At 61.4% G+C, this 22390-nt stretch carries 23 protein-coding genes; 7 read left to right on the forward strand and 16 right to left on the reverse strand.

What is annotated here, in order from left to right:
* Positions 1–777, reverse strand: a complete 777-nt coding sequence (gene echA20 / locus MTX36_RS00445) for a (7aS)-7a-methyl-1,5-dioxo-2,3,5,6,7,7a-hexahydro-1H-indene-carboxyl-CoA hydrolase (RefSeq protein WP_243617807.1) — start codon at positions 775–777, stop codon at positions 1–3.
* 102 nt (positions 778–879) lie between these two features.
* Here echA20 and MTX36_RS00450 point away from each other — a divergent pair, with 102 nt between their 5' ends.
* On the forward strand, positions 880–1794 hold the full coding sequence (locus MTX36_RS00450) for an SDR family oxidoreductase (RefSeq protein WP_243617808.1): 915 nt from the start codon (positions 880–882) through the stop codon (positions 1792–1794).
* A 63-nt stretch (positions 1795–1857) separates the two neighbouring features.
* Here the strand turns inward: MTX36_RS00450 and MTX36_RS00455 are convergent, their stop codons facing one another.
* From MTX36_RS00455 to MTX36_RS00495, 9 genes are all read right to left on the reverse strand, one after another.
* On the reverse strand, positions 1858–3816 hold the full coding sequence (locus MTX36_RS00455) for a M13 family metallopeptidase (protein ID WP_243617809.1): 1959 nt from the start codon (positions 3814–3816) through the stop codon (positions 1858–1860).
* A gap of 41 nt (positions 3817–3857) precedes the next feature.
* Entirely contained in the window at positions 3858–4361 is a 504-nt protein-coding gene (locus MTX36_RS00460) for an endonuclease domain-containing protein (RefSeq protein ID WP_243617810.1), read from the reverse strand.
* A gap of 94 nt (positions 4362–4455) precedes the next feature.
* Positions 4456–4926: a hypothetical protein gene (locus MTX36_RS00465; RefSeq protein ID WP_243617811.1), complete on the reverse strand. Its 471-nt coding sequence runs from the start codon at positions 4924–4926 to the stop codon at positions 4456–4458.
* A 124-nt stretch (positions 4927–5050) separates the two neighbouring features.
* Entirely contained in the window at positions 5051–5992 is a 942-nt protein-coding gene (locus MTX36_RS00470) for a protocatechuate dioxygenase (RefSeq protein WP_243617812.1), read from the reverse strand.
* A gap of 61 nt (positions 5993–6053) precedes the next feature.
* A complete protein-coding gene (locus MTX36_RS00475; protein ID WP_243617813.1) occupies positions 6054–6980 on the reverse strand; it encodes a PaaI family thioesterase in 927 nt (308 codons plus the stop codon).
* Between the two features lie 45 nt (positions 6981–7025).
* Positions 7026–7781: a pirin-like bicupin family protein gene (locus MTX36_RS00480; protein WP_243617814.1), complete on the reverse strand. Its 756-nt coding sequence runs from the start codon at positions 7779–7781 to the stop codon at positions 7026–7028.
* 41 nt (positions 7782–7822) lie between these two features.
* The gene (locus MTX36_RS00485; protein ID WP_243617815.1) at positions 7823–8788 is read right to left on the reverse strand and encodes a pirin family protein; all 966 of its coding nucleotides are present in this window, start codon (positions 8786–8788) and stop codon (positions 7823–7825) included.
* Positions 8789–8923: 135 nt separating this feature from the next.
* Positions 8924–10291 carry an aldehyde dehydrogenase family protein gene (locus MTX36_RS00490; protein ID WP_243617816.1) on the reverse strand — a complete coding sequence of 456 codons (1368 nt, stop codon included), beginning with the start codon at positions 10289–10291 and terminating at the stop codon, positions 8924–8926.
* 14 nt (positions 10292–10305) lie between these two features.
* Complete coding sequence (locus MTX36_RS00495) at positions 10306–11124, reverse strand: SDR family oxidoreductase (RefSeq protein ID WP_243617817.1); 819 nt, start codon at positions 11122–11124, stop codon at positions 10306–10308.
* A 263-nt stretch (positions 11125–11387) separates the two neighbouring features.
* Between MTX36_RS00495 and MTX36_RS00500 the strand changes: the two genes are divergently transcribed.
* Positions 11388–11978: a TetR/AcrR family transcriptional regulator gene (locus tag MTX36_RS00500; RefSeq protein ID WP_243617818.1), complete on the forward strand. Its 591-nt coding sequence runs from the start codon at positions 11388–11390 to the stop codon at positions 11976–11978.
* Positions 11965–12858 (forward strand): carboxymuconolactone decarboxylase family protein, encoded by an 894-nt coding sequence (locus tag MTX36_RS00505; RefSeq protein WP_243617819.1) that lies wholly within the window; start codon positions 11965–11967, stop codon positions 12856–12858. Before MTX36_RS00500 ends, MTX36_RS00505 begins: the two co-directional genes overlap by 14 nt.
* Here MTX36_RS00505 and MTX36_RS00510 read toward each other — a convergent pair.
* The 5 genes from MTX36_RS00510 to MTX36_RS00530 all read right to left on the reverse strand — a co-directional run bounded on the left by MTX36_RS00510 (position 12798) and on the right by MTX36_RS00530 (position 17034).
* Complete coding sequence (locus tag MTX36_RS00510) at positions 12798–13874, reverse strand: peptidase (protein WP_243617820.1); 1077 nt, start codon at positions 13872–13874, stop codon at positions 12798–12800. The two genes, MTX36_RS00505 and MTX36_RS00510, sit on opposite strands and share 61 nt — an antisense overlap.
* Positions 13846–14367 (reverse strand): hypothetical protein, encoded by a 522-nt coding sequence (locus MTX36_RS00515; RefSeq protein WP_243617821.1) that lies wholly within the window; start codon positions 14365–14367, stop codon positions 13846–13848. Before MTX36_RS00515 ends, MTX36_RS00510 begins: the two co-directional genes overlap by 29 nt.
* Positions 14368–14399: 32 nt before the next feature.
* The gene (locus MTX36_RS00520; RefSeq protein ID WP_243617822.1) at positions 14400–15380 is read right to left on the reverse strand and encodes a DUF916 domain-containing protein; all 981 of its coding nucleotides are present in this window, start codon (positions 15378–15380) and stop codon (positions 14400–14402) included.
* Positions 15381–15490: 110 nt separating this feature from the next.
* Entirely contained in the window at positions 15491–16009 is a 519-nt protein-coding gene (locus MTX36_RS00525; RefSeq protein ID WP_243617823.1) for a hypothetical protein, read from the reverse strand.
* A gap of 467 nt (positions 16010–16476) precedes the next feature.
* Positions 16477–17034 (reverse strand): TetR/AcrR family transcriptional regulator, encoded by a 558-nt coding sequence (locus tag MTX36_RS00530; RefSeq protein WP_169632897.1) that lies wholly within the window; start codon positions 17032–17034, stop codon positions 16477–16479.
* Between the two features lie 51 nt (positions 17035–17085).
* Here MTX36_RS00530 and MTX36_RS00535 point away from each other — a divergent pair, with 51 nt between their 5' ends.
* Positions 17086–18054 carry a DMT family transporter gene (locus MTX36_RS00535; protein WP_243617824.1) on the forward strand — a complete coding sequence of 323 codons (969 nt, stop codon included), beginning with the start codon at positions 17086–17088 and terminating at the stop codon, positions 18052–18054.
* Complete coding sequence (locus tag MTX36_RS00540) at positions 18051–19646, forward strand: amidohydrolase (RefSeq protein ID WP_243617825.1); 1596 nt, start codon at positions 18051–18053, stop codon at positions 19644–19646. Before MTX36_RS00535 ends, MTX36_RS00540 begins: the two co-directional genes overlap by 4 nt.
* A gap of 186 nt (positions 19647–19832) precedes the next feature.
* Here the strand turns inward: MTX36_RS00540 and MTX36_RS29715 are convergent, their stop codons facing one another.
* Positions 19833–19958: a hypothetical protein gene (locus tag MTX36_RS29715; protein ID WP_279394067.1), complete on the reverse strand. Its 126-nt coding sequence runs from the start codon at positions 19956–19958 to the stop codon at positions 19833–19835.
* Positions 19959–20690: 732 nt separating this feature from the next.
* On the opposite strand from MTX36_RS29715, the gene MTX36_RS00545 reads away from it, so the two are divergent.
* A complete protein-coding gene (locus tag MTX36_RS00545; RefSeq protein ID WP_243617826.1) occupies positions 20691–21635 on the forward strand; it encodes an Ig-like domain-containing protein in 945 nt (314 codons plus the stop codon).
* A 224-nt stretch (positions 21636–21859) separates the two neighbouring features.
* Positions 21860–22369 (forward strand): alternate-type signal peptide domain-containing protein, encoded by a 510-nt coding sequence (locus tag MTX36_RS00550; protein WP_243617827.1) that lies wholly within the window; start codon positions 21860–21862, stop codon positions 22367–22369.
* The last annotated feature ends 21 nt before the right edge of the window (positions 22370–22390 follow it).

Below are 22390 nucleotides of genomic sequence, written 5' to 3' on the forward strand. Positions count from 1 at the left end.
TCAGCCTTCCTTCTGGGTTGCGTTCTCACGCGGCTTGCCGGTTGCGACGAACTCGTCGCGATGCTCGTCGGATACACCGAGCAGGTTGAGCTCGAAGGTGTAGCCCTGCTCGAGGCGGTAGCTGCTCTTGACGTCGACGGGGTCGATGCCGTTGATGGCTTCCTTGGCGCAACGGATGATGCGCGTGTCCTTGGCAGCGATCTTGGATGCGATCTCGCGGGCACAGTCGTCGAGCTTCTCGCGCGGGACAACGTCGTAGACGCTGCCGAACTGCTTGAGGGTGTGGGCGTCGACGCTCTGAGCCGTGTAGTACAGCGCGCGCATCATGTGCTGCGGTACCAGGCGAGCGAGGTGGGTGGCTGCGCCGAGTGCGCCGCGGTCGACCTCGGGGAGAGAGAAGATCGCGTCGTCGGAAGCGACGATGACGTCAGCGTTGCCGACCAGGCCGATGCCGCCGCCGACGCAGAAGCCGTTGACTGCCACGACGACCGGAACAGCGCAGTCGTAGACCGCGGCAAATGCAGCAGCGCAACCGCGGTTGGCGGCAACAAGTGCGTCGTAACCGTCGGTGGCCTGCATCTCCTTGATGTCGACGCCGGCGTTGAATCCGCGGCCTTCGGCACGCAGGATCACGACGTGGGTGTTGAGGTCCTTGCCCGCGTCGAGGATCGCGTCGGCCAGGTCGAACCATCCCTGTGACGGGATTGCGTTGACCGGCGCGTAGTCGATGGTGACCGTGGTGATGCCGGTTCCGTCGGAGGAGGTGCTGATGCCCATATCGGGTTTCCTTACGTCTGTGTACCAAACCAAGCGATTGCTTGGTAAGTTAGCACACAAGCGGAGCCGACAAGCCCGAGCAGAGTGCAATAGGAGATAAAAATGAGTGGATTGGTCGACGGACGCGTAGTCATCATCACCGGGGCAGGCCGCGGTATCGGACGCGCGCACGCACTGGCATTTGCTGCCGAGGGTGCCAAGGTCGTGGTCAACGACATCGGTGCGGGTGCCGACGGCTCCGCGACCGGTGAAAGCCCGGCCGAGCAGGTTGTTGCCGAGATCATCGCAGCCGGCGGCGAAGCTGTCGTCAACGGCGACGACGTCGCAGACTGGGCCGGCGCCGAGAACCTCATCAAGACCGCCATCGACAACTTCGGTCGCCTCGACGTGCTGGTCAACAACGCAGGCTTCCTGCGTGACCGCATGCTCGTCGGCATGAGTGAAGCTGAATGGGACGCCGTCACGCGCGTTCACCTCAAGGGCCACTTCGCGCCCCTGCGCCATGCCGCCGCTTACTGGCGCGCGCAGGCCAAGGCCGGCAACGTCATTGATGCCCGCATCATCAACACCAGCTCGGGCGCAGGCCTGCAGGGCTCCATCGGCCAGGGCAACTACGCCGCCGCCAAGGCCGGCATCGCCGAGATGACCATCCAGGCAGCAGCCGAGTTCAAGAACTACGGCGTCAGCGTCAACGCGATCGCGCCTTCTGCGCGTACCCGCATGACGGTCGGTGCCGGTGGCGCTATGGCGGAGATGATGGCAGCTCCGGAAGAGGGCTTCGACGCCATGGCGCCGGAGAACGTCTCACCGCTCGTCGTCTGGCTCGGTAGCGCCGAGTCCAAGGACGTCACGGGCCGCGTCTTCGAGATCGAGGGCGGAAAGATCACCGTCGCCGAAGGATGGCGTCACGGACCGAGCGAAGACAAGGGCGATCGCTGGGATCCGAAGGAAATCGGACCCGTCATTGCTTCGCTGCTGGAGAAGGCCGAGACCCCGACGCCGGTGTACGGAGCGTAAAGGGTTGCTGTGCGCCTTTATTAACCGCCCGCGGTTAATAAAGGCGCACAGGGGGCTTGCCCCCTACCAGATCTTTACGCGCTTTTCCGGCTCCAAATACAGTGCATCGCCTGGCTTGACGTCGAATTCCTCGTGGAAGATGTCGAGGTTGCGGACTACGCCGTTGCAGCGGAATTCCGGCGGTGAATGCGGATCGACGGCGAGCCGGCGCAATGCCTCGGCTTCACGAGCCTTTGTCCGCCACACCTGAGCCCACCCGAAGAACACGCGCTGCAAACCGGTGAGGCCGTCGATGACGGGCGGTTCGGTGCCTTCGGTTGCAATCTTGTACGCCGCGATAGCGATGGAGAGCCCGCCCAGATCGCCGATGTTCTCACCGATCGTGAACTCGCCGTTGACGGTGTGGCCCGGCAGTTCCTTGGGCTCGAACTCGTTGTATTGCTCGATCAAAGCCTTTGTGCGCTTGCCGAATTCGGTCCGATCGTCGTCGGTCCACCAGTCGACCATGTTGCCGTCGCCGTCGTACTTGGCGCCCTGGTCATCGAAACCGTGCCCGATCTCGTGGCCGATGACCGCACCGATTCCGCCGTAGTTGGCGGCGTCGTCAGCGGCTGCGTCGAAGAACGGGGGCTGCAAAATCGCTGCGGGGAAAACGATTTCGTTCATTCCCGGGTTGTAGTACGCGTTAACGGTCTGGGGGGTCATGAACCACTCGTCGCGGTCGACGGGACCACCCAACTTGGCGAGGTCGCGATCGTATTCCGCGGCGTATCCGGCGCGGTAGTTTCCGACGACATCGGTCGCTGAAATCTCCAGGCCGGAGTAGTCGCGCCACTTGTCGGGGTAGCCGATCTTGGGAGTGAACTTGTCGAGCTTGGCCAGTGCGGCCTTGCGGGTATCGGGACTCATCCACTCGAGGTCGGAGATGTTGCGGCGGTAGGCTTCCTGGAGATTGCCGACCAACTCCAGCATGCGAACCTTGGCCTCGGCCGGGAAGTGGCGCTCCACGTAGATCTTGCCGACGGCCTCGCCGAGCAGATCCTGGACCATGCCGACTCCGCGCTTCCAGCGCTCACGGTTCTCTTCGGTACCGGACAGGGTGGTGCCGTAGAACGCGAAGTTCTCGTCCACCAATGACGAATGCAAGTACGGGGCGCGTGAATGGATGACTTTCCAGGCAGCCCAGGCCTTCCAGTCGTCGAGATCTTCCGACGCCCACAGTGCTGTGAAGTTATGCAGGAAATCGGGCTGGCGAACAACGATCTCCGCGAACTTCTCGGAAGTCGTTCCCAGGCCGGACAGCCAAGCAGCCCAATCCAATCCGGGATTCTGCTCGGTCAGTTCCTCGAAGCCCATCAAGTTGTAACTCAGCTCGGCGTCACGACGCTTCACCACATCCCAGTGCCCTGCCGCGATCTTCTTCTCGAGATCGAACACACGCTGCGCCTCGTAGCCGAGGCCGGCAAGGTTGAACATCTTCTCGACATGCGCGACAAACTTTTCGCGGATCTCGGCGTAGTTGTCTTCGCGGTAGTACGACTCATCAGGCAGGCTGATGCCCGCTTGACTGAAGTGAATGAGATAGCGCTCGGAATTCTTGGCATCGGTGTCGACGTAGTGGGAGATAGCCCCGCCCACACCGGTCCGCTGATGACGTCCGATCACCGTAGCGAGGGACGAGCGATCCGGAGCGTCCGCGATGGCGTCCAGTTCGTCGTCGATCGGGGAAAGACCGGCAGCTTCGATCGCGTCGGCATCCATGAAACTGGAGTACAGGTCGCCGATGCGCTGCGCATCGGTTCCGGCCTCCGGTGAAGACTGCGAGGCCTCGGTGATGATGGTCTGAACGTCTTCCTCAGCCTTGTCGTACAGCGTGCGGAAGGCGCCGTCGACGGCGCGGTCCGCCGGAATCTCGTATTCGGCGAGCCATTTCCCGTTTACATGGACGAACAGATCGTCTTGCGCGCGGGTGTCGCTGTCGAGGTGGGTGAGGTCGATGCCTGAGCGATGAGCCGTGGTCATTTCTCCATCCTTACACGATCATCACATTCCGCTCAGTCTCACTACCGCGACCCGCTCAGGGCTTGCGCGATCTGAGTCACCACTATCTCGGGGGTGAGCGTCAACTGATGCCACGTGAAGCGCAGGACGTGCCAGCCCGCGTTCACCAGAATGTTCTGGCGGTGCGCGTCGGAGTTGAACCGATCCACGTTGCCGTGCCAGGCCCAGCCGTCAACCTCGATTGCCAGGGCGTGAGCGACAAATGCCACGTCGATAACGTAGCCGCAACTGCGGTACTGGGGAGTCCAACCCGAAATCCGGTGAAGCCGCAATAGCTGGTGCAGGGTCCGTTCTGCTTCGGATTCACCGCCGTCACCGGCGGCCTTCAGTAATCGGGCTGCGACGGCGCTTCCCGTGCGGCCGAGGTTGCGTCGGTGTGCTGCCTCGAGTGAGCTCGGCGACGTATGGCGCTGCAGGGTTGCGAACAGTTGGTCAATGAGGACTGTTCTGTGTTGTTTGATGCAGTTCTGTCCATCCTGTGCCGCCATGATTTTGTTCGTGCTCATGTCCACTTGGACGCGGCGCACGCTGGAGGTTCCGCTGCCGTGCTGATCGTGAAGGGTTTCGCTCGCTCAGCGAACGAAACCCTTCACAATCAGGTCAGCTTCCGTAGACGAGCGCGGGGAGCAACGATGAACCCATCGATGAACCCACGACCGCCGACCCCATGCCGAGCGGAAGGAGTACGGACATCATGTTCTGGTAGTCAACAGCCTCGATCGGCGGCAGTCCCGGGATCGGATTGGGAACCGGCGCGTGACGCTCCCAAGCTCCACAGCGGTTGGAGGTGAAGCTTGTGTCGCCCCACATCACTTGGATTGTTTGGGCGCCGTCGCCGAAGCTGTTTTCGATGATGGTGCGACCGGATCCCGTTCGCTCCCAGTAGCAGGTCCGGCCACCGGAAGTGCTCCACAGGCCGGGCAACATCTGGCCTTCCCCACCTCCGACACGGTAGACGCCATCGGTGCCGCCGGGAATATAGGTGCCTGCGTTGGCGACACCGCCACCCGCGAGTGCCAAACCGACGGCCGATGCAGCGCACAACAGTGCCCCGACAAACTTCTTCTTCACTAATTCTCCCAATGCTCGCAAACTTGACTTGCGAACATTATCGGACCAGTCGGTCTAATTTTGTGGAGCCCTCTGATTGTGAAGGATTTCACTCGCTCAGCGAACGAAATCTTTCACAATCAGGTCAGGTATCGATGCCAAGGTTGATGACTGCGAGGTAGGTGCCGTCCGACTGCTTTTCGACGGTCATGATGCCGGTCTCGTCGAAGATCCCGTCGCTGGCGTTGGTGGTGTTGCTCTCGCGGCCGGTGTGTTCGCTGTACGGACTGGTGGCATACACCGCGTTGAGGAGGGACTCGTCGAAGAAGGTCTGCGTGGTGAGGACAGTCTTCTTGTCGATGTGCACCTTGACGTGAATGTGCGTGGTGCGGCCCATGTACCAGCCGGGGAAGATGGTGGTGAACTGGGCGATGCCGTTGGTGTCCGTGGTCTGGGCGCCGCGCAAATAGGTGCCGTCGTCTGTGGTGGTGGCTTCGCTGTCGCCGACGCTGTAGGAGCCGTCGGAGGTTTCGCCGGAGCCGCCCATTCCGCCACCGCCTCCTGCTGGGGGCTGACCCATCCCACCGCCTGACGGGGGTTCGCCCATTCCGCCGGCCGGCGGAGTTCCGCCTCCTCCGCCACCGTTGGCGCTCACTGAACCGGATTCGAAGCCGGAGTACACACCGCCGGCGTCGCAGTGCCAGATCTCGACGACGGCATTGTTGACGGCGCCGATGCTGCCGTCGACGTTGCACTGGCTGTTGTCCTGCACCCGCATGGCAACCTGCAGGGTGGTGCCGGGGCGATCTTCGCGGATGTCGCTGCGGATGGAATCGACGTCGAACCAGTAGGGGCCCTGAGTTTCTTCCTTACTCATGACGCACTGGGGTGCCTTGGCGAGCAGCGCGGTGACGGCGTCACCCGGGGTGGCGGTGGTGGTTGTCGATGCCACCGCAGTGGCCGACGTGGTGGTGCCACTGTTGCCGCCGCAGGCGGCGATGAGTCCGCCCAAGCTGATGGTTCCGCCGAGCGCCAGAGCCCGCCTGCGGCTCACTCGTTGCCGACTGATTTCGATGTCTTTGTTCACGCGTCTACCTCCACTGTGGCTGTTGGCTCAATGGTGGATGGGCGACCTGGCGCGGGGCTGGCTACTCGCTGTGAACTTGCTGGGAGAGCATCTGGATGCTGGAGGTGGCGCGGACGTAGACCTGGCCCGTGTTGTCGACGATGCGGGATTCGATCAGTGCAAGCCTGCGACCGGCGCGGATCACGTCGGCTTCGGCGCGCATCACGGGCCCGTCGATGCTGGGGGAGCGCAAGAAGTCGATTTTGTGGTCGAGAACGCGGTAGTCCTGTTCGGTGATGGTCAGGGTCTGGGCGGCAAGGCCGGTGATGACGTCGACGACCGAGATGAGGACGCCGCCCTGTACTGCTCCGAGGGGGTTTGCCATCCACTCGACCGGCGCAACTTCACCGACGACGGAGCCGGGTGTCACCTCGGACACGGTGAGGTCGAGGAGTCCGGCGAGCGGTCCGCGCTTGATTGTTCCGGCGAGGATTCCCTCGACGACGTCGGATCCACTGCGTCCGGTCAGATCGCTGACACCCTCCGGGATCGGCACCTCGAAGGGCTGGGCTTCCATGTAGTCGTCGATGCCTACGACGGGTGGCCGTGTGACGATCATGGCGCGGCCGGCCATCACGGCGAGGAGGGTGTTGTTGCCGTCGCGTAGTTCACCGGACGCCAGTCCGACGCCGTCGTCGAGATGCACGAGTGTGCCTACGGCTCCGACACTTCCGGCCCGCGGGAAATCGGCAGCAGTGCTGACGGTGATCTGTGCGAGCACCGACTGATGGTCGGAGGTGAGTCCGGAATACACGGCTCCGCCGGTGACTCCGTCGAGCATGACGCCGATAGATCCGAGCACGGTGCGGCCACGATGATCCTGAAAGCGTTCGCCGGTTTCCTGGGCAAAGGTGAGACTGCCGGGCGCTACCGCAACCGCGCGAATATCCATCAGAGTGTTGAGAGGATCAAGCTTCTTGACGGGCGCGGCGGAGTAATCGATGCTCATGCCTCGAGTATTACCGGGGGCACCGGGCGTGCCGGAGACCGGGTCTCAACCACCGATACGGGCGTGCATTTCCCAGACGAGGACTTCTGCTCCGGCTTCGGAAGTCAGTTGTTGTCCACCGGACGAGGTCAGGCGCACTGCGTCACCTTGATGCAACGTCCCGACGCCTTCCATTTCTACTGTGCCGTCGGCGACGAACACGTGCAGGAACGGTGCGCTCGGAAGGTTCACAGCTTTACCGGGGTGCAAGCGGGCGACGTGCAGAGCCGCATGTTTGTTGTTGATGCGTATGGCCGAATGATCCTTGTACTGCGGCATTCCCGAAGCGACGGGGATCAGGCCGCCGCGCAGGAGCTCGTCGTCGATTTCGAGTTGTTCGTATCCGGGCGTGAGGCCGGCCTCGTCGGGGACCACCCACATCTGGACGAAATGCACAGGATCGGAATGCTGTTGGCCGCCGAGGCGCCAGGAATCGTTTTTCTCGCTGTGCATGATGCCGCTGCCGGCGCTCATCCGTTGTGCGAGTCCGGGATAGATGACGCCGGAGTGGCCGATGGAATCCTGGTGGACCAGTGAACCCCGGAGCACCCACGTGACGATTTCCATGTCTTGGTGTGGGTGCGTGTCGAATCCGCTTCCGGCAAGCACGGTGTCGTCGTTGTTGACGAGGAGAAGCCCGTGGTGGGTGTTGTCGGGATCGTAGTGCTGACCGAAGGAGAAGGAGTGCTTTGAATCCAGCCAGGAGATGCGGGATTTCAAGCGGTCGCCGGATCGGTGTACGTCGATATGTGAAGCCAGCATGAGGTTCTCCTTCGGTCCGGATTCTTTCAGACTACGAGGTGTCAGCTCAGTGTTTCGTGAGCTGCGGGGATGGATCCGAGGCGTCCGGCCTGGAAGTCCTCGAAGGCCTGCATGACCTCGGACTTGGTGTTCATGACAAACGGACCGGCCATGGCGATGGGTTCGCGGATCGGCTTGCCGCCGAGGATGAAGACCTCGAGCGATTCGGTCCGTGAATCTTGGCGATCGGATGCTGCGATGGTGATGGTGTCGCCGCGCCCGAAGACCGTTGTCTGTCCGGCGCGAACGGGCCGACGCTCGGCGCCGACGGTTCCCTCACCGGCAAGAACGTAGACGAGGGCGTTGAAGTCCGGGTTCCATGGCAATGTGACGCTGGCGCCGGGGGCAATGGTTGTGTGAGACAGTGCGATTGGTGTGTACGTCGATCCGGGGCCAGCGTGGCCGGCGATCTCTCCGGCGATAACGCGAACCAAGGCGCCGCCGTCGGGGGAGGAAACCAGTGCAACCTTGTTGCCGGTGATGTCCTGGTAGCGCGGTGCTGCCATCTTGTTGTTGCGGGGCAGGTTCACCCATAGTTGGACGCCGTGGAAGAGGCCGCCGCTGACAACGAGGTGCTCCGGGGGAGTTTCGATATGGAGGATGCCGCCGCCGGCTGTCATCCACTGGGTGTCGCCGCCGCTGATCACGCCGCCGCCGCCGTTGGAGTCCTGGTGTTCCATGATGCCGTCGATCATGTAGGTGACGGTCTCGAAGCCGCGGTGCGGATGCCAGGGGGTGCCCTTGGGCTCACCGGGCGCGTAGTTGACCTCGCCCATCTGGTCCATGTGAATGAAGGGGTCGAGCGCGGAGAGGTCGATGCCGGCGAATGCTCGGTGGACGGGGAATCCTTCGCCTTCGTATCCGATCGGTGCGGTGGTGATGCTCTTGACCGGGCGGTTGACGGCAGACGAAGCCGGCTCGTCGAGGCGGGGCAGGGACAAGATGTTCTCGACTGTCACAGCAGGCATGTCGTTCTCCTCGTACTCAAGTAGTTGATTGTTCAACTATCTCATGAGGAGTCAACAATGTCGAGTCGGAGATATTCCCGGGCTGATCGTGAAGGATTTCGCTCGCTCAGCGAACGAAATCCTTCACAAACAGAATCAGTTCTTGATGCTCAGCACCCGGGTCTCCAGGAAGTCATGGACACCGGCTTCTCCGCCTTCACGGCCGAAGCCACTGCTCTTCATGCCGCCGAAGGGGAGTTCCACTTCGAGTGCGTTGTGAGTGTTCACCCAGACCTGGCCGGCGTCGATCTGTTCGGCTACCGCGACGGCAGCAGCTTGCTCTCCCCAGACCGAAGCGCCCAGTCCGAATTCCTGGCTGTTCAATGTGGAGACCACTGCATCGACGTCGGTGTAGGCCACGACGGGGAATGCCAAACCGAACTGTTCGAACTTGACGATGTCGCTGTTGTCGTCCACCCCGCGTACCAGTGCCGGCTCCATGAAGTAGCCGGGGAGTGTGGTGACTCGGTTGCCGCCGACGATGTCGGCGCCGTCGGCACGGGCCTTGTCGAGCAGTCCCTGCACGTACTCGAGCTGAGCGGAATTGTGCAGCGGCCCGGCTGTTGTTCCGGGCGTCGATCCGTCGCCCACCACCACGGTGGACATCGCAGCTTCGAAGGCGGCGCAGAACGCGTCGACCTTATCTGCGGGAACGTAGGCGCGCTTGGGCGCGATGCACATCTGGCCACTGTTGAAGAACGCAGCATTGGCCAAAAAGCCTGCAGCGTAATTGATATCCGCAGTGTCGAGAATGATCGCGGGGTCATTGCCGCCGAGTTCGAGAGTAACCGGCGTGATGGTGTCGGCGGCCTGCTTCATGATCGCCTTGCCGACGCTCGTGGAACCGGTGAACGACACCTTGCGCACCGCGGAGTGCTCGATCAAGGCCTTGCCGGTATCCGGTCCGCCGTAGACGATATCGAGGACACCTTCCGGGAGGATGGACTGCAGGATGCGGACAACCTCACCGACGACCAGCGAAACAGATTCGGCGGGCTTGACCAGAACGGTGTTGCCGGCAGCGAGCGCGGGTGCAATCTTCGCCATCATGAGGAAGATCGGGAAGTTCCACGGCACGATGGCTGCCACAACGCCCAAGGGGCGGTGCTGAATTCGCGCTTCTCGAATCGGTGATGCGGGTGCTTCGGATTCGTCGGCCCAATCGAGACGGGCGAAGTGCGCAAGGCAGCGCGCCGAGATCCAGACTTCACCGCTCGAGTCGCTGAGAGATTTTCCTTGCTCGGCGGTGAGTAGGGCGGAGATCGTGGGGGTCTGGCGCATGAGTTCGTAGGAACACGCGGCGAGCAGGCCCTGCCGTGTGCTCCGCGAGGTGCGCCAGTTCGCAAATGCAGCTTGCGCAGCAACAGCTTTCGCGTCAAGCTCGGCGGGTGTCGTGATGGATGTGCGCCCGACCTCTTCGAGGGTGGCGGGGTTGATCGAGATCAGTACGTTGTCGATGCTCATGGGAAAACTCCTGACTAGGCTGTGGCGGTGGCCATTGCGGCCATGGCAGGCGCGATGTACGAGCGGAAGATCATGGCGCTGAATCCGCCGTCGATCGGGATGTCGGCTCCACTGATCCAGGCAGCGTCCGACGAGGCGAGGAAGATGATGGCGTCGGCAATCTCGCCGGGCTGCGCATGGCGTCCGGCCCAGGTGACGGCACCGGAGATTGCGGCGTCACCCATGGTGGCCGTGAAATCCTTCAGCAGCGGTGTCCCGACGGTGCCGGGGGAGACGGAGTTGGAGCGCAGGCCGATGTGCTTGCCGTCGACGGCAAGGTTGCCGGCGTTGATGATGGCGGCTTCCTTGGAGACGTTGTAGCAGACCTCGTCGATGTTGGGGAAGTCTGCGAGCGAATGCAGCGCCTCTTCCCAGTTATCAATGGCCAGAAAAGCATTGAGGCGGGCAAAGTTCTGCTGCCACAAGAATCCGGCTTGCGATGCGGTGGTGACGACGGCCGGGTCGGCGGTGAACTTGGGCAGCAGCAACCGAGTGAGGTCGCGAGGGGCGAGTGCGTTGATCGACATGACGGTGCGCCACGGCAGAGTAGCGGCGACGCCGGCGTTGTTGATCAGTACGTCGATCGGGCCTTCGATCTGGGCGGCGATTGCCTCGACTCCGGCTTGGGTCGAGAGGTCGCCGACAATCATCTGGGAGACGGAATCGCTCGTGGAAGGGACGCGGTCGATGCCGATGACGGTTGCGCCGAGTGCGGCAAGTTTGGTGGCGGCCTGCGCTCCGATGCCGGACGAGCAACCTGTGAGGACAACGGTTTTTCCGGTGTAGTCGATCATGACGTGATGCTCCTGTTGCCGTGGAGGGAATGGCTGGATCTGCAGCGAAGACGACTCGAAATCTCTAGTTGCAGTGAAGAATTGCAACTTCGCGAAGGCGAATGCTGGAGACAGAACCGTATTCGTTGCGAGTGCGACATGGGTATTCCCGGTGAGTGGGACTAAGGATTTCCGGGTGGAATTCAGCACTATTGACACGTGTCAAAAATCTGCCTACGATGTGGCCTGGCTCACAAATGCGTCGAGATGAGAGGTGGAACGAGTTGTCGGACAAGGGCGAGTTTCGACGCGAGTCGATCTTGCGTGCCTTGGAAAACCTTCTCGAGACAACAACTCTCAATGATCTGAACGTTCGCGACATTTCGCAGGCGGCTGGTGTGACTCGCTCGGCCTTCTATTTCTACTTCGACAACAAGTCCGTCGCAGTTCGTGAACTCACCAAAGAAGTCGACGAGGAAGTTGCCGTTGCCTCTGCCATCTACTGCGACGGAGACGGCGATCCTGCAAAGTTGATCGAGGAGATGATCACCGCAGTACAGGGCACCTGGATGAGGCACCCGCATTTGCTTCGGGCAATGCGTGACGCCCGGTCTTCAGATCCGGGGGTTGAGGATCTCTGGGATCGCGGGCTCGAGAGTTTCATCGAACCTGTTGCCGCAGTCATAAACTCGGAGCGCAGTGCCGGTCGCGCACCGGAGGGTGCCGACGCCGGCATGCTTGCATTGATTCTGATGGAGGCCATTGAGCGGATCGGTAATCGCTATTGGATTGGCGACCACCATGCTGTAGATGTGGAAGCGTCGAAGCAAGCACTTGTCGGGGTATGGATGGGAGCGATTTATGGCCGCGTATGACGTGCCCACGGGGTGGAGTGATGAAGAAGCGCTTCTTCGCTATGCACCCGAGGCGTCGGAGGTCCTTCTTCGAATGATCTTCACCAATCCTGGGGTTCTGGGTGGTCTGGCGCGGAAAACGTGTGCAGATGCTCTGTCGTTGTCGGCGTTGCCGGTGCTGCCGCAGGTCGAGGAGATCTCGGATTCGATTGCACTCGACTTTGCGGAGCAGTTCAGCATCGACGTATCGAGTGTCGACGTTGGTCTGCGCACCGCGCTGCTGAATGAGATGGGCAGCGGCGCCAAGGAATTCGTATTCGGGGTGTATGTCGCCGACTGGATTCCGCGCTTGTTGCACATCCTGGAGCTGTTATTCGGGCCGTCGAAAACGCAGTGGGAGACAGTGCCGGCGTGGGGTGAGTTCGAGCTTTCGGTGGAGAGCGCGCTGTTTGCTCGCAACGTGGCCCGGCTCAGGATTCTCGATCCTGTGACGACGGAACTGGTGCGGCTCCGTCAAGCGCGCCAACATAATTGCCGGTTGTGTAAGTCGCTGAGGATGAATACGGCGTTGGAGGCCGGCGCGGACGAAGCGCTCTTCGGCAAGGTGGACAACTACGAGAGCAGTGACATGTCGCCTCGCCACAAGGCGGCACTCGCGTTGGCCGACGAGATGGTGTGGCAACCCGGATTCATTCCCGTCGACGTGATTGATGCAGTGCGTGAGCATTTTTCGCCGGCTGAGGCCGTCGAACTTGTGTTGGACATGACCAGGAACGCAATATCGAAGGTGGCTGTCGCATTCGGTTCGGATGCACCCCACGTTGACGAAGGCGTGGAAATCTATGACGTGGACGTGGAAGGCAACGTTACGTTCGGGTTGGACTTTCGCGAGCGGATTTGACGCCCCGTGATGACCACAACTGCGGCGAGTAGAGCAATGAGAGCGGCGGTGAACCATCTGGTGCGGCCATCGGGGGTCGTCGCTGTAACCTCTACGTTCGCTGCGGTCCCCTGATCGGGAAACGTGATTGCTGCGTTGGCTTTGCGCTCGATCAGCCCACTCTTCATCGCGATCTCGGCGTTCCAGGGACCGGCCGGCACCTGGTCGTCGAGAGCGATAGTGACGGAAGAGCTTCCGCCCGGAGCGAGTGTGGTTCCCAGAGTAATCGGGAAGGGTCCGGCGCTGAGGCCACCGGGACCACCGGTCAATGTCAGCGTCCCACTCAGGTCCACGGCTCGGCCCCCACGGTTGTGCACTGTGGCGGCCAGCTCGGGTCCGCCATCGGAAGTGCGTCCCGGAGTGAGAGATTCGACCTCGAAGTCGGTCCGCGGCGGATTTCCGGTACCGATCGACAAGTAGATGCGGATGCCCACCCGGCTGACCTGTGTGACACCGCCGGTCGCGGATGGATCCGAGCGTACCTCCGCCCAGATCACGCCGTACTGCTCACCGGGGGCCGCATCGGAGGGAACGGAGATCGTCACGGTTGTTGTGACCTGTTCGCCGGCACCGATATCGGGGGCGGAAGGGTCGAGCGTCGTGGACACGGACAATTCGTTCGGGGTACGTCCGTCGGCGAGGACAAACGTGCCGTCGTGGATATCGGCTGCTGCCGCGTACAAGCTGACAAGGGCCGGTGAACTTGTCGTGTTGGAGACTTCCACGTGGCGTTGAATCGTCGTGCCTGGGGTGACGTGGTCGACGATGTAGATCGCGGCGCGTGGATCCTCACGTCCGGCTGTCGACGCGTCGAGCAACCGAACGCCGATTCCGCCGTCGGGGAGGGGGATTGGGGGTTGGGCGGCAACGTTGGTGAACCAACCAAGCGCGGCGACGAGAGTCAGTGCTCCGAGGACGGTGAGCAGACACCGGAGTTCACGTCCGTGATTACGCAACGGAATGGGTAATGGTCGCACTGTAGGCACCCGCGACCGCGTCGACGGGCACAGTTACCGATATGGTCGGGGTCCAGGTGGCCGAGTTGTTGCCCGTGACGGACGTAGCGGTGACCGCTGCGGTAAGGCTGCTGAGATCACCGGGATCATTGGATACGACTGTCGAGGTGCCTGTTCGGGATATGGCTCCGGCGCTGTAGCTGACTGCGCTTGCTGGGATCGGAGGACCTGATGCGGTGGTGAAGTCGGTCGAGACGACGCTGGCGACCCAGCCCGAAGTCGCGGCGCTGCCGCGAGCATCGTTGACGTGGACCTCGCCGAGGGGGCCGGATACGACACCGTTCGAGGAGTGCGTACCGAGATGTGTGACTGCGGTCGGCGCGGAGATGGTCAATGATCCACCGGTGACGACGAACGTAACGGGGGTTTCGTCGGCCATTGCCGGGCCGGTTGACAGTGCGGTGAGAACGAGTGCGCCGATAATTGAGACGGCGCGAAAGTTACGTCTGAGCATCCACATTCCCAACTTCGTGGTTTTCGACTGAGCTATGACTGTTGCTTGGTGCGGCGACGCAGCCACCACAGCACTGCCGCAGCGATGACTAGGAGCGCGGCGGTGCCGAGAGCGATCTTCAGGACGTTGGACTTGTGAGGTTCGACGGTCTCTCCCATGCCTGCATCCGGGAACGTGATGGGGGCTTCCGTACTGCGTTCGAGGAGACCACTTTTCAGACGCAGCTGAGCCGTCCAGGGACCGTTGGGCAGTTCGCGGGCCATCGTGGTGACAATGGTTCCGGTACCTCCCGGTGCAATTGTTGCGCCTTGCTGCGGAGTGAATGGTCCGGCAGACAATCCGCCGGGTCCTTTGGTGAGTGTGAGTTCGCCGGTGATGTCGACGGCCCGTCCACCGATGTTGGTGACGAGGGCGGAGACCTGGGGTTTGCCGTGATCATCACGTGACGTAGTGAGGGACGTGATGGCGAAGTCTGCGGGTGTTCCGTTGCCGGCTCCCACGGAGAGATAGATGCGGATGCCGGCTCTGCTGGCCTGCACGATGTTCGATCCTTGCGCTGCCGCACTGCGGATTTCGGCCCACACGGCTCCGTACTGCTCGCCTTCGGCGGCGTCCTTGGGAACGTCGATGGTCACGACAGCCTCGGCTGCGCCGCGGGGAGGCAGGTCGATAGTCGACTGATCAACCGAGGTCCATGTTGTCAGCTCGTTCATCGATGGGTCGTTGTCACCGACGAAGATGCCGTTGTCGATGTGAGCGGCGCCAGTGTAGATGCGCACCGATTGGGGGGAGTCCGAATTGTTACGGATCTGGATGCGACGGTTAATGACTGTGCCTGGTGGAAGGTGGTCCACGATGTAGGCGCGTGCGCGGGGATCTTGTTGTGTGGCAGTGGGAATATCGAGTAGTTGCACTTCGATTCCCGGCTGGCCAGGGAGGGTTTGCGCTGTCCCGTCCGTCGAGGACAGCATTGTCAGGACGAGCACACACAGGGCGGTGAGGACAGTACGCACGATCCGGGGACTCCCAGGGTTATCGGAGTTCACCCGTTGAGGTGAACACAATCATCAATCGAGAGGACTGCGGGGGCGAGATGGACGCCCCCGCAGCTGTTCTCGGTGGGTCAGAGAACGGAGTGTGTCAGTGTTGCGACGTACGTGTCAGCCAACGCGCTTGCCGGGACCGGAATGGTCAGGGCCGCATCCCAGGTTGCGGTGTTGTTGCCGGAAACTCCGGTCGCGGTCTGAACAGTGCGGACCTCAACAGGATTGGTTGCGGTGGAAGATGCCACAGTCGCCGTTCCGACTACGACGGCCGTGGTGGGGGTGTACTCGGCGGCGGACGCCGGGATAACGGCCGCCGTTGCGCCGCCGACAAAGTCGGTCAGGGCGATGGAGGCTGCCCAGTCAACTTTGGCGGAGCGGTTGTCGGTCACCTCGACGCCGAGAATACCTGCTTCGGCATCGAATCCCGGGGTGACCTCGAGAGCGTCGGCATTGGCGGGCGCGGTGATGGCGATACCGCCGGTGGCAGCCACCTCGACTGTCGTGATCGTGTCGGCAGCCGAGGCAGGCATTGCCAAACCTGCGGCGACTGCCACGGAGAAGCCCACAACGAGTGTGGTGCGAGTTATTGAACGCATGAAAGAACCCCAATGGTGAGATGTAGCAGATGGACGCTGGAACCAGCATGAAAGATGCCTACGATCGTGCGAATTCCTTGATTCTGAATTCGATTGATACGTAAGATTTTTCGGTGAATCAGACCAAGTATTTGATCTGGGGGTGATTGTGTGCGACGCCATGTTGAATGTCAACGAAGCGCTGCAGCGGGTGTGTGGCTGTCCATCACATCGATATCGGGGTCAATTTCGGTTCTCCTGAATGTGAAACGCGCACACGAAGAGAGCGCGTGACACTGGCGGTGTCATGGCGCGGTTTCTGACGTTCGAAAGCCGTCTGTCGTCACTTTGTAAGCTGGAGTGCAGCTTTGGGTTCCTCGCGACGGTAGCTCGAGGAATTACCCAGGACTAGACGATGCGACAGGAGGGGGACGAAGACCCTATGAAGTAGGGACCGCGACCCCCGCAAATCAGGGACGAAGAGGTGGTCACATTCGTCCGATACCGGCGCACAACAGTTCGATCAGGCGCCGGTAGACGCGGTCGGGGTCGGCGCCGGCCGGATGTCCTTCTTGCGCTTCCAATACACAGAAGCCGTGCAGGGCGCTACGCAAGGACCATGCTGCTTGCTCGGAGTCGTCTTCGCTCAGTCCGTAGCCGGCGATGACGCGGTTGATGACGTCGACTACCTCGCCCACCGCAGCGACAAGATCTGCATGCGGGGCGGTGGGGTAGCGGTCGGTGATGGCATACAGACCGGGGTGTGTTCGGACGAAACTGCGCCAGGCGTCGGCTAGCGCAAAAACAGCGTCGTCCTTGGCCAGTCCGACGGCGGCGGTGCGGAGGTGCTCGGCGAGCAAGTGACGCGCGAGCAGGCTGAGTTGATGTTGGACGTCGTCGACTCCGTCTACATGCTTGTACAGAGCTGACTGACGAACATCGAGGGTTTCGGCGAGTTGGCTGAGAACCAGAGCGTCGGGTCCGCGACTGTCCACGAGCTCGGCGGCGGCCGTGATGATGCGTTCGCGGGTGACCGGGATTCTCATGTCAACATCTTCCCTTGTGAGGACAACGCCATCTGGTGATAACCTATCACCATGAGTGATGATGTATCTTCGGGGGCCGTTTCCGCTGGAACTGGCGATTCTCAACGGCGTCGGGATCTGCAGGTGGTTGTCACCGGCGCGTGCATCCTGGGGATGACATCGATCCTCTACGACTTGTCCGGCACGTCGCCCGTGACCGGCGCCTTCTTTCGGTGTCTCTACGCCTTGATTCCGCTCGTGATCGTGGTCCTCGTCCAACGACGTCGCCCGTCGGCACATCCGTCCCGCGGACGTTGGGTTGCCAAGGCCGTCGTCGCCGGAGTGTTCTTGGGTATCGACTTGGTGCTCTGGCACGAGGCAATTCACTCGATCGGCGCAGGTTTGTCGACGGTTCTGCTGAACCTGCAGGTGCTGTTCGTGGCTATCCTCGGGTATGTGGTTTTGCGTCAGCGCATCACTCGGGAACTGCTGACGAGCATGCCTCTGCTCTTTGTCGGCGTGGCACTTGTCGCGGGAATGAGTACCTCGCTGACGGGAGCGAACCCGGCTGTCGGTGCTTCCTTCGCGATCATTGCAGCGGGAGCCTATGCCGTGTACATCTTCATGATGGGCTTGGCGACGCGTGCTGCCGGTCGGACCGGGCTGCCGATGCTGGTCTCCACAGCCGCAACTGGTGTGACGGCCGGATTGTTCGGTGTGGTCACCGGAACTCTTGATCTTGCACCACCTTTGGCGGCGCAAGGTTGGCTCATTTTGTTGGCCTTGGTATCGCAGGTAGTGGGCTGGCTGTTGGTGGCCAGTGCCAGCCAGCGGTTGCCGGCAGGAAATATCGCTGCCAGCCTGGTGTTGCAATCGGCGTCGGCATTGCTGTTCGGTGCCGTCCTTCTTTCTCAAATCCCCAGCATCGTGCAGATTGTGGGTGCGGTGTTGATTCTTGCCGGAGTGGTTGTCGCGACGCGGCAGCCTGCAGTGAAATCGCCGACGCCTACTGTCGGAAAACGAACGGAGATAAAGGCATGACACTGGTGGCCGATCGTATCTACATCAACGGTGACATCAAGACCATGGACGACGCAGTCGCGGGTGCGCCGACGGCTATGGCTACCAAGGACGGCAGGTTCGTTGCCGTCGGCTCCGACGCCGAGATCACAGCTTTGGCCGGACCTGACGCAGTTGTGGTGGATTTGGCTGGGGCAGTTGTTGTTCCCGGATTCATCGAAACGCATCTGCATCCGATCATGTGGGGGATGAATCTCGGTAACGTCGAGGCGACGACGGGTGCGTGCCCCTCGATCGAGGTGCTCATCGACGCGTTGAGTGCGCGCGCAGCGATCACCCCGGCCGGCGAGGTCATCCAGGCGTGGGGATTCGACGACAGCCTGGTGGCCGAAGACCGGGGGCTGACAACAGCTGACCTGGACCGGGCGTCGCCGCAGCATCCGATCCTGGTGCGACACTTGTCAGCCCACGGAATTTACGTCAATTCCCTTGCCTTGGAGATGGCCGGTATCGATGCGGCGACGGTCGATCCGGAGGGCGGTGTCATCGTCCGCGACGCAGACGGAGTTCCGACCGGCGAACTGCGCGAAATTCCGGCAATGTCCCTGGTACACAGCCTTACCCCGGATATGGACAGTGATGCGTCCAAGGTCGCGGTACTGCGTGCCCAGGAAGTTATGGCGTCGGTGGGTGTGACGAGCTTCCACGACATGTACGTCACGGCCGAAATGTACGACACCTACCGCGAACTCGAAGAGACTGGCGAACTGCGTCTGCGCGCGCGGCTGTATCTCGGTCATGGCGTGCACGATCAGTTGGGTGGGGCACCGGAGCCGACTGCTCTGGTGAGTGTGGGTGGTGTGAAGCTGATTTCGGATGGATCCATCCAGTTGCACACCGCGGCATTGACCGAGCCGTACCACGATCTGGGTGGTTGCCATTGCGGAGGAATGGCTATTCCGTCGGGCTCACTCAATGCGCTGGTCGACGAGCATCATGCTGCCGGACGGCAGGTCGCTATTCATACGAACGGCGATCAGGCCATCGACTTTGCGCTGGACGCAATCGCTTTGGCGAAGACGGCTCACCCGGAAATCGATGTGGCGCATCGCCTCGAACACGTGCAAACACTGCGTGACGATCAGATTTCTCGGATGGTCGAATTGGGCGTCGTGGCATCGATTTTTGTCAATCACGTCTACTACTGGGGCGATCGCCATCGTGATCGTTTCCTGGGTCCGGGGCGCGGCGAGCGGATCAGTCCCGTGGCATCTGTTGTTGCTGCCGGTCTTCCCTTTGGCCTGCATTGCGATTGCCCGGTTACTCCGGTCAATCCACTCTTCACCATGAATACTGCCGTGCATCGTGTGACCCGTGAGGGCCACGTTCTGGGCGCCGATCAGCGGGTGAGCGCGTACGTTGCGTTGTCCGGCTACACAAGTTCCGCCGCGCGTATTACGGGTGAGGCAACCGACAAAGGTCGGATAGTCGTAGGACTTTTGGCGGATTTTGTTGTGCTCGAAGGAGATCCGTTGGACGGTAATGAAGGTGACCTTTCGACACTGAAGGTCCTTCGTACTGTTGTCGGCGGCGACACGATCTTCGAGGCGTAGTTCCTCGCCGTTCTCCTCGGGCGTGAGAATTGCCGCGCCCGAGGAGAAGGTCTCGGCGGCGATGGCCGTATTTTGGCCCGAGATGGACAATCGTGGCAAATGGCCGAGTGTTGACACTTCGGACAAATCTGTTGGTGGAGTGCAGATTCCGTAAGGAGGATTCCTGCAATCGTCCTTTGTGCATTGTCATTGCGCGTCGCCGGTGGTGGGCGATCCCAGCCTGGACGTCGACACTTCTCCGTCGATAAGCTCGAATTTTCCGTACGTGGCGATGTATTTCGACGGTGAGACCGGTTGATTCGATCTGGCCATTGAATCTGATGCTCAATGGAATTGGCTATTGGTCGAATGACGTTCGCTAAATTGCGTTTATCTTCAGGATAATTGGAGTCAGGGTAATTCTTCGATCGTGAATCATGGCCGCATGCAATTGAGTTCCGAGTGTTGCCGGTAGTCGTCTGCCGGAGGCCTTGGGCCGCTGCTGCTACGCGGCAGCGTGCTGTGACAGCGAAGACGCGTAGGTAGTGCCGGTCGGCAGAGGTGCCCTGGTAGGCGTCAGTTCGACGGTCTGGGTGTTTGCTGAAATGTCGCCACGCTCGGGATTCAAGTACGAACCATGACAGTGAAACAAACCAAAAGTTTGTTGACTGTTCGATTGCGTCAAGCGGAACGGTAACTCGGTCCGTTACCGATCTTTCTTTCTTCGGGTGAATTAGTTATGACGCATAGCTAACTATTTCTTACCTTCCTGGTTACCGGACTGAAACTCCCCGCATCGGTCATTTGCAGGGCAACTGAACATCTGCCCAGAAAAACTGACACATAAGTTGATACGTGTGGTAGAAATTGATCCGATGCAAATTGCTGGCTATGTATGAGCGAGGGCATACAGGGATAGTGGTTCGGCGCGAAAGCTTTCCGCAACATGTTTGGCACTAACGACAGGCGCCTGTTCTCTACCCCCGCTCCGGGGCGTACGTGAACTGGATCTGGCGTCTTTCAATCCACACGCCCGGTAACGGGATAGACGAAATGAGTCTTCACATGTCTCGATTCTTTCCGGTCGGGGACGGACGCGTAGCCCGTCTTCCTCGGCGCACCGCGGCGGTGTTCACCGCGCTGCCGGCTGCACTGCTCCTCGCGGCCTCGGGTGCATTACTCGCACCCAGCATTGCCTCAGCCGCTCCGGGTGACGACATCACCGACTCGTGCCTGGAGATGTCCCAGAACGGCGGGGCCTGGTTTGCTCCGAGCACCTTCGGCCCCGTCGGTACGGACTACGTTCCGGTCCCCGGGGACTCCGGCACAGTGCTGACCTTCGATGTTCGCAACACCTGCGACGTACCCGCGACCCTCACCCTCTTCAGCCAGGGCTGGTCGGTTACCGACGGCGGCACTGCGACCGTGCAGGGCCAGATCGGCAGCCAGAAGGGGCAGCAGGTTCAGATCGGTCCCGGTGTGAACTCGGCAACTCGCATTGAGTTGGCGAAGAAACCTGTCACGACGAATGTCGGCGTGCAGATCGGGTTCATCCTGGGCATTCCCGGTGGTGAGGTTGTGCAGGGCAACGAGATCAATGGCGGTTGGAATCTCGAGCTCATCGAGGACGAGCCCGTCGTGGTGGTGGCACCCGCTGCGCCCACCGGCCTGACCCTCGACGCGGCCGAGGTCGAGACGGGTACTCCGGTCACGGTTTCCGGTACGGCCGAGTCCGGCAGCACCGTCACCGTGACCGGCGGCGGCAAGAGCTGCACCGCCACAGCGGACACGAACGGCAACTTCAGTTGCCAGCTGACGATTACCGAGGTCGGTAGCCATCCGATCACCGCTACCGCGAGCAATGCCGGCGGCACCAGCCAGGCCTCGACTGCAGTCACGGTGAAGGTCACGGCAGAAACCACCGATCCAGGCACCGGCAGTCTCGGGAGCCTCGGCAGCAGCAGCGGTTCCCTCGGCAGCCTGGACATTTTCGGCAGCCTCGGCAGCTAGTCGTTCGCGACTCGCCGGACATTCAGTAATGCCCCTGGGCAGGGGCGAGAGTCCCTGCCCCACAAAAAACTTCAGCTGATGCGCTCCGGCGTATTGCACAGCTGACTCGACCCGAGCCATCGGGTTGGACCACGAGGGATGGCCGAATCGAGGCCGGACCTTTCGATCTGCCGACAGTGCACTCCCGCACTGGCGTTGGTTGTTCAAGAAAAAGGACACATCAGATGAAGAAGACCACCAAGGGCGCTATCGCTGCTGGCGCTGCTGCACTGCTCCTCACCGGCGGCGCGGGCACGATGGCTGCGTGGAACGCATCGACTGGCACCAGCGGAGCAGCGACCGTCACCGCTGGCTCTTTGTCGATCAGCGAAGCTCCGGGCACGGGTGTGTGGAAGCTCGGCACTGCAGCGTTCGACCCGGCCACCCAAAAGATTGTTCCCGGTGACGTTGTTACCTACAGCGCTACCTACAACTACACCCTCGTCGGCACCAACCTCAAGGCCACGCTGAAGCCGTCGCTCAGTGGTCTCACCGGGACTGCCAATGCGCTGCAGGCGCAGCTCACCGTCGCCAATGCGAACGGTGCGGATGAGGTGGTCACCGCATCTGGTACCCGGACGATCACCACCAGCATCACCTTCGACCCGAAGGATGGCACGTTCGATAACTCCGCTCAGGGTCAGTCCGTCACCCTCTCCGGCGGCGCGGTCACCCTCGAGCAGAAGCTCTCCTAGTAATCCGTAACCAGAAGAAGG

Source organism: Rhodococcus sp. ARC_M6 (assembly GCF_022810305.1).
GTDB lineage: Bacteria > Actinomycetota > Actinomycetes > Mycobacteriales > Mycobacteriaceae > Rhodococcus_F.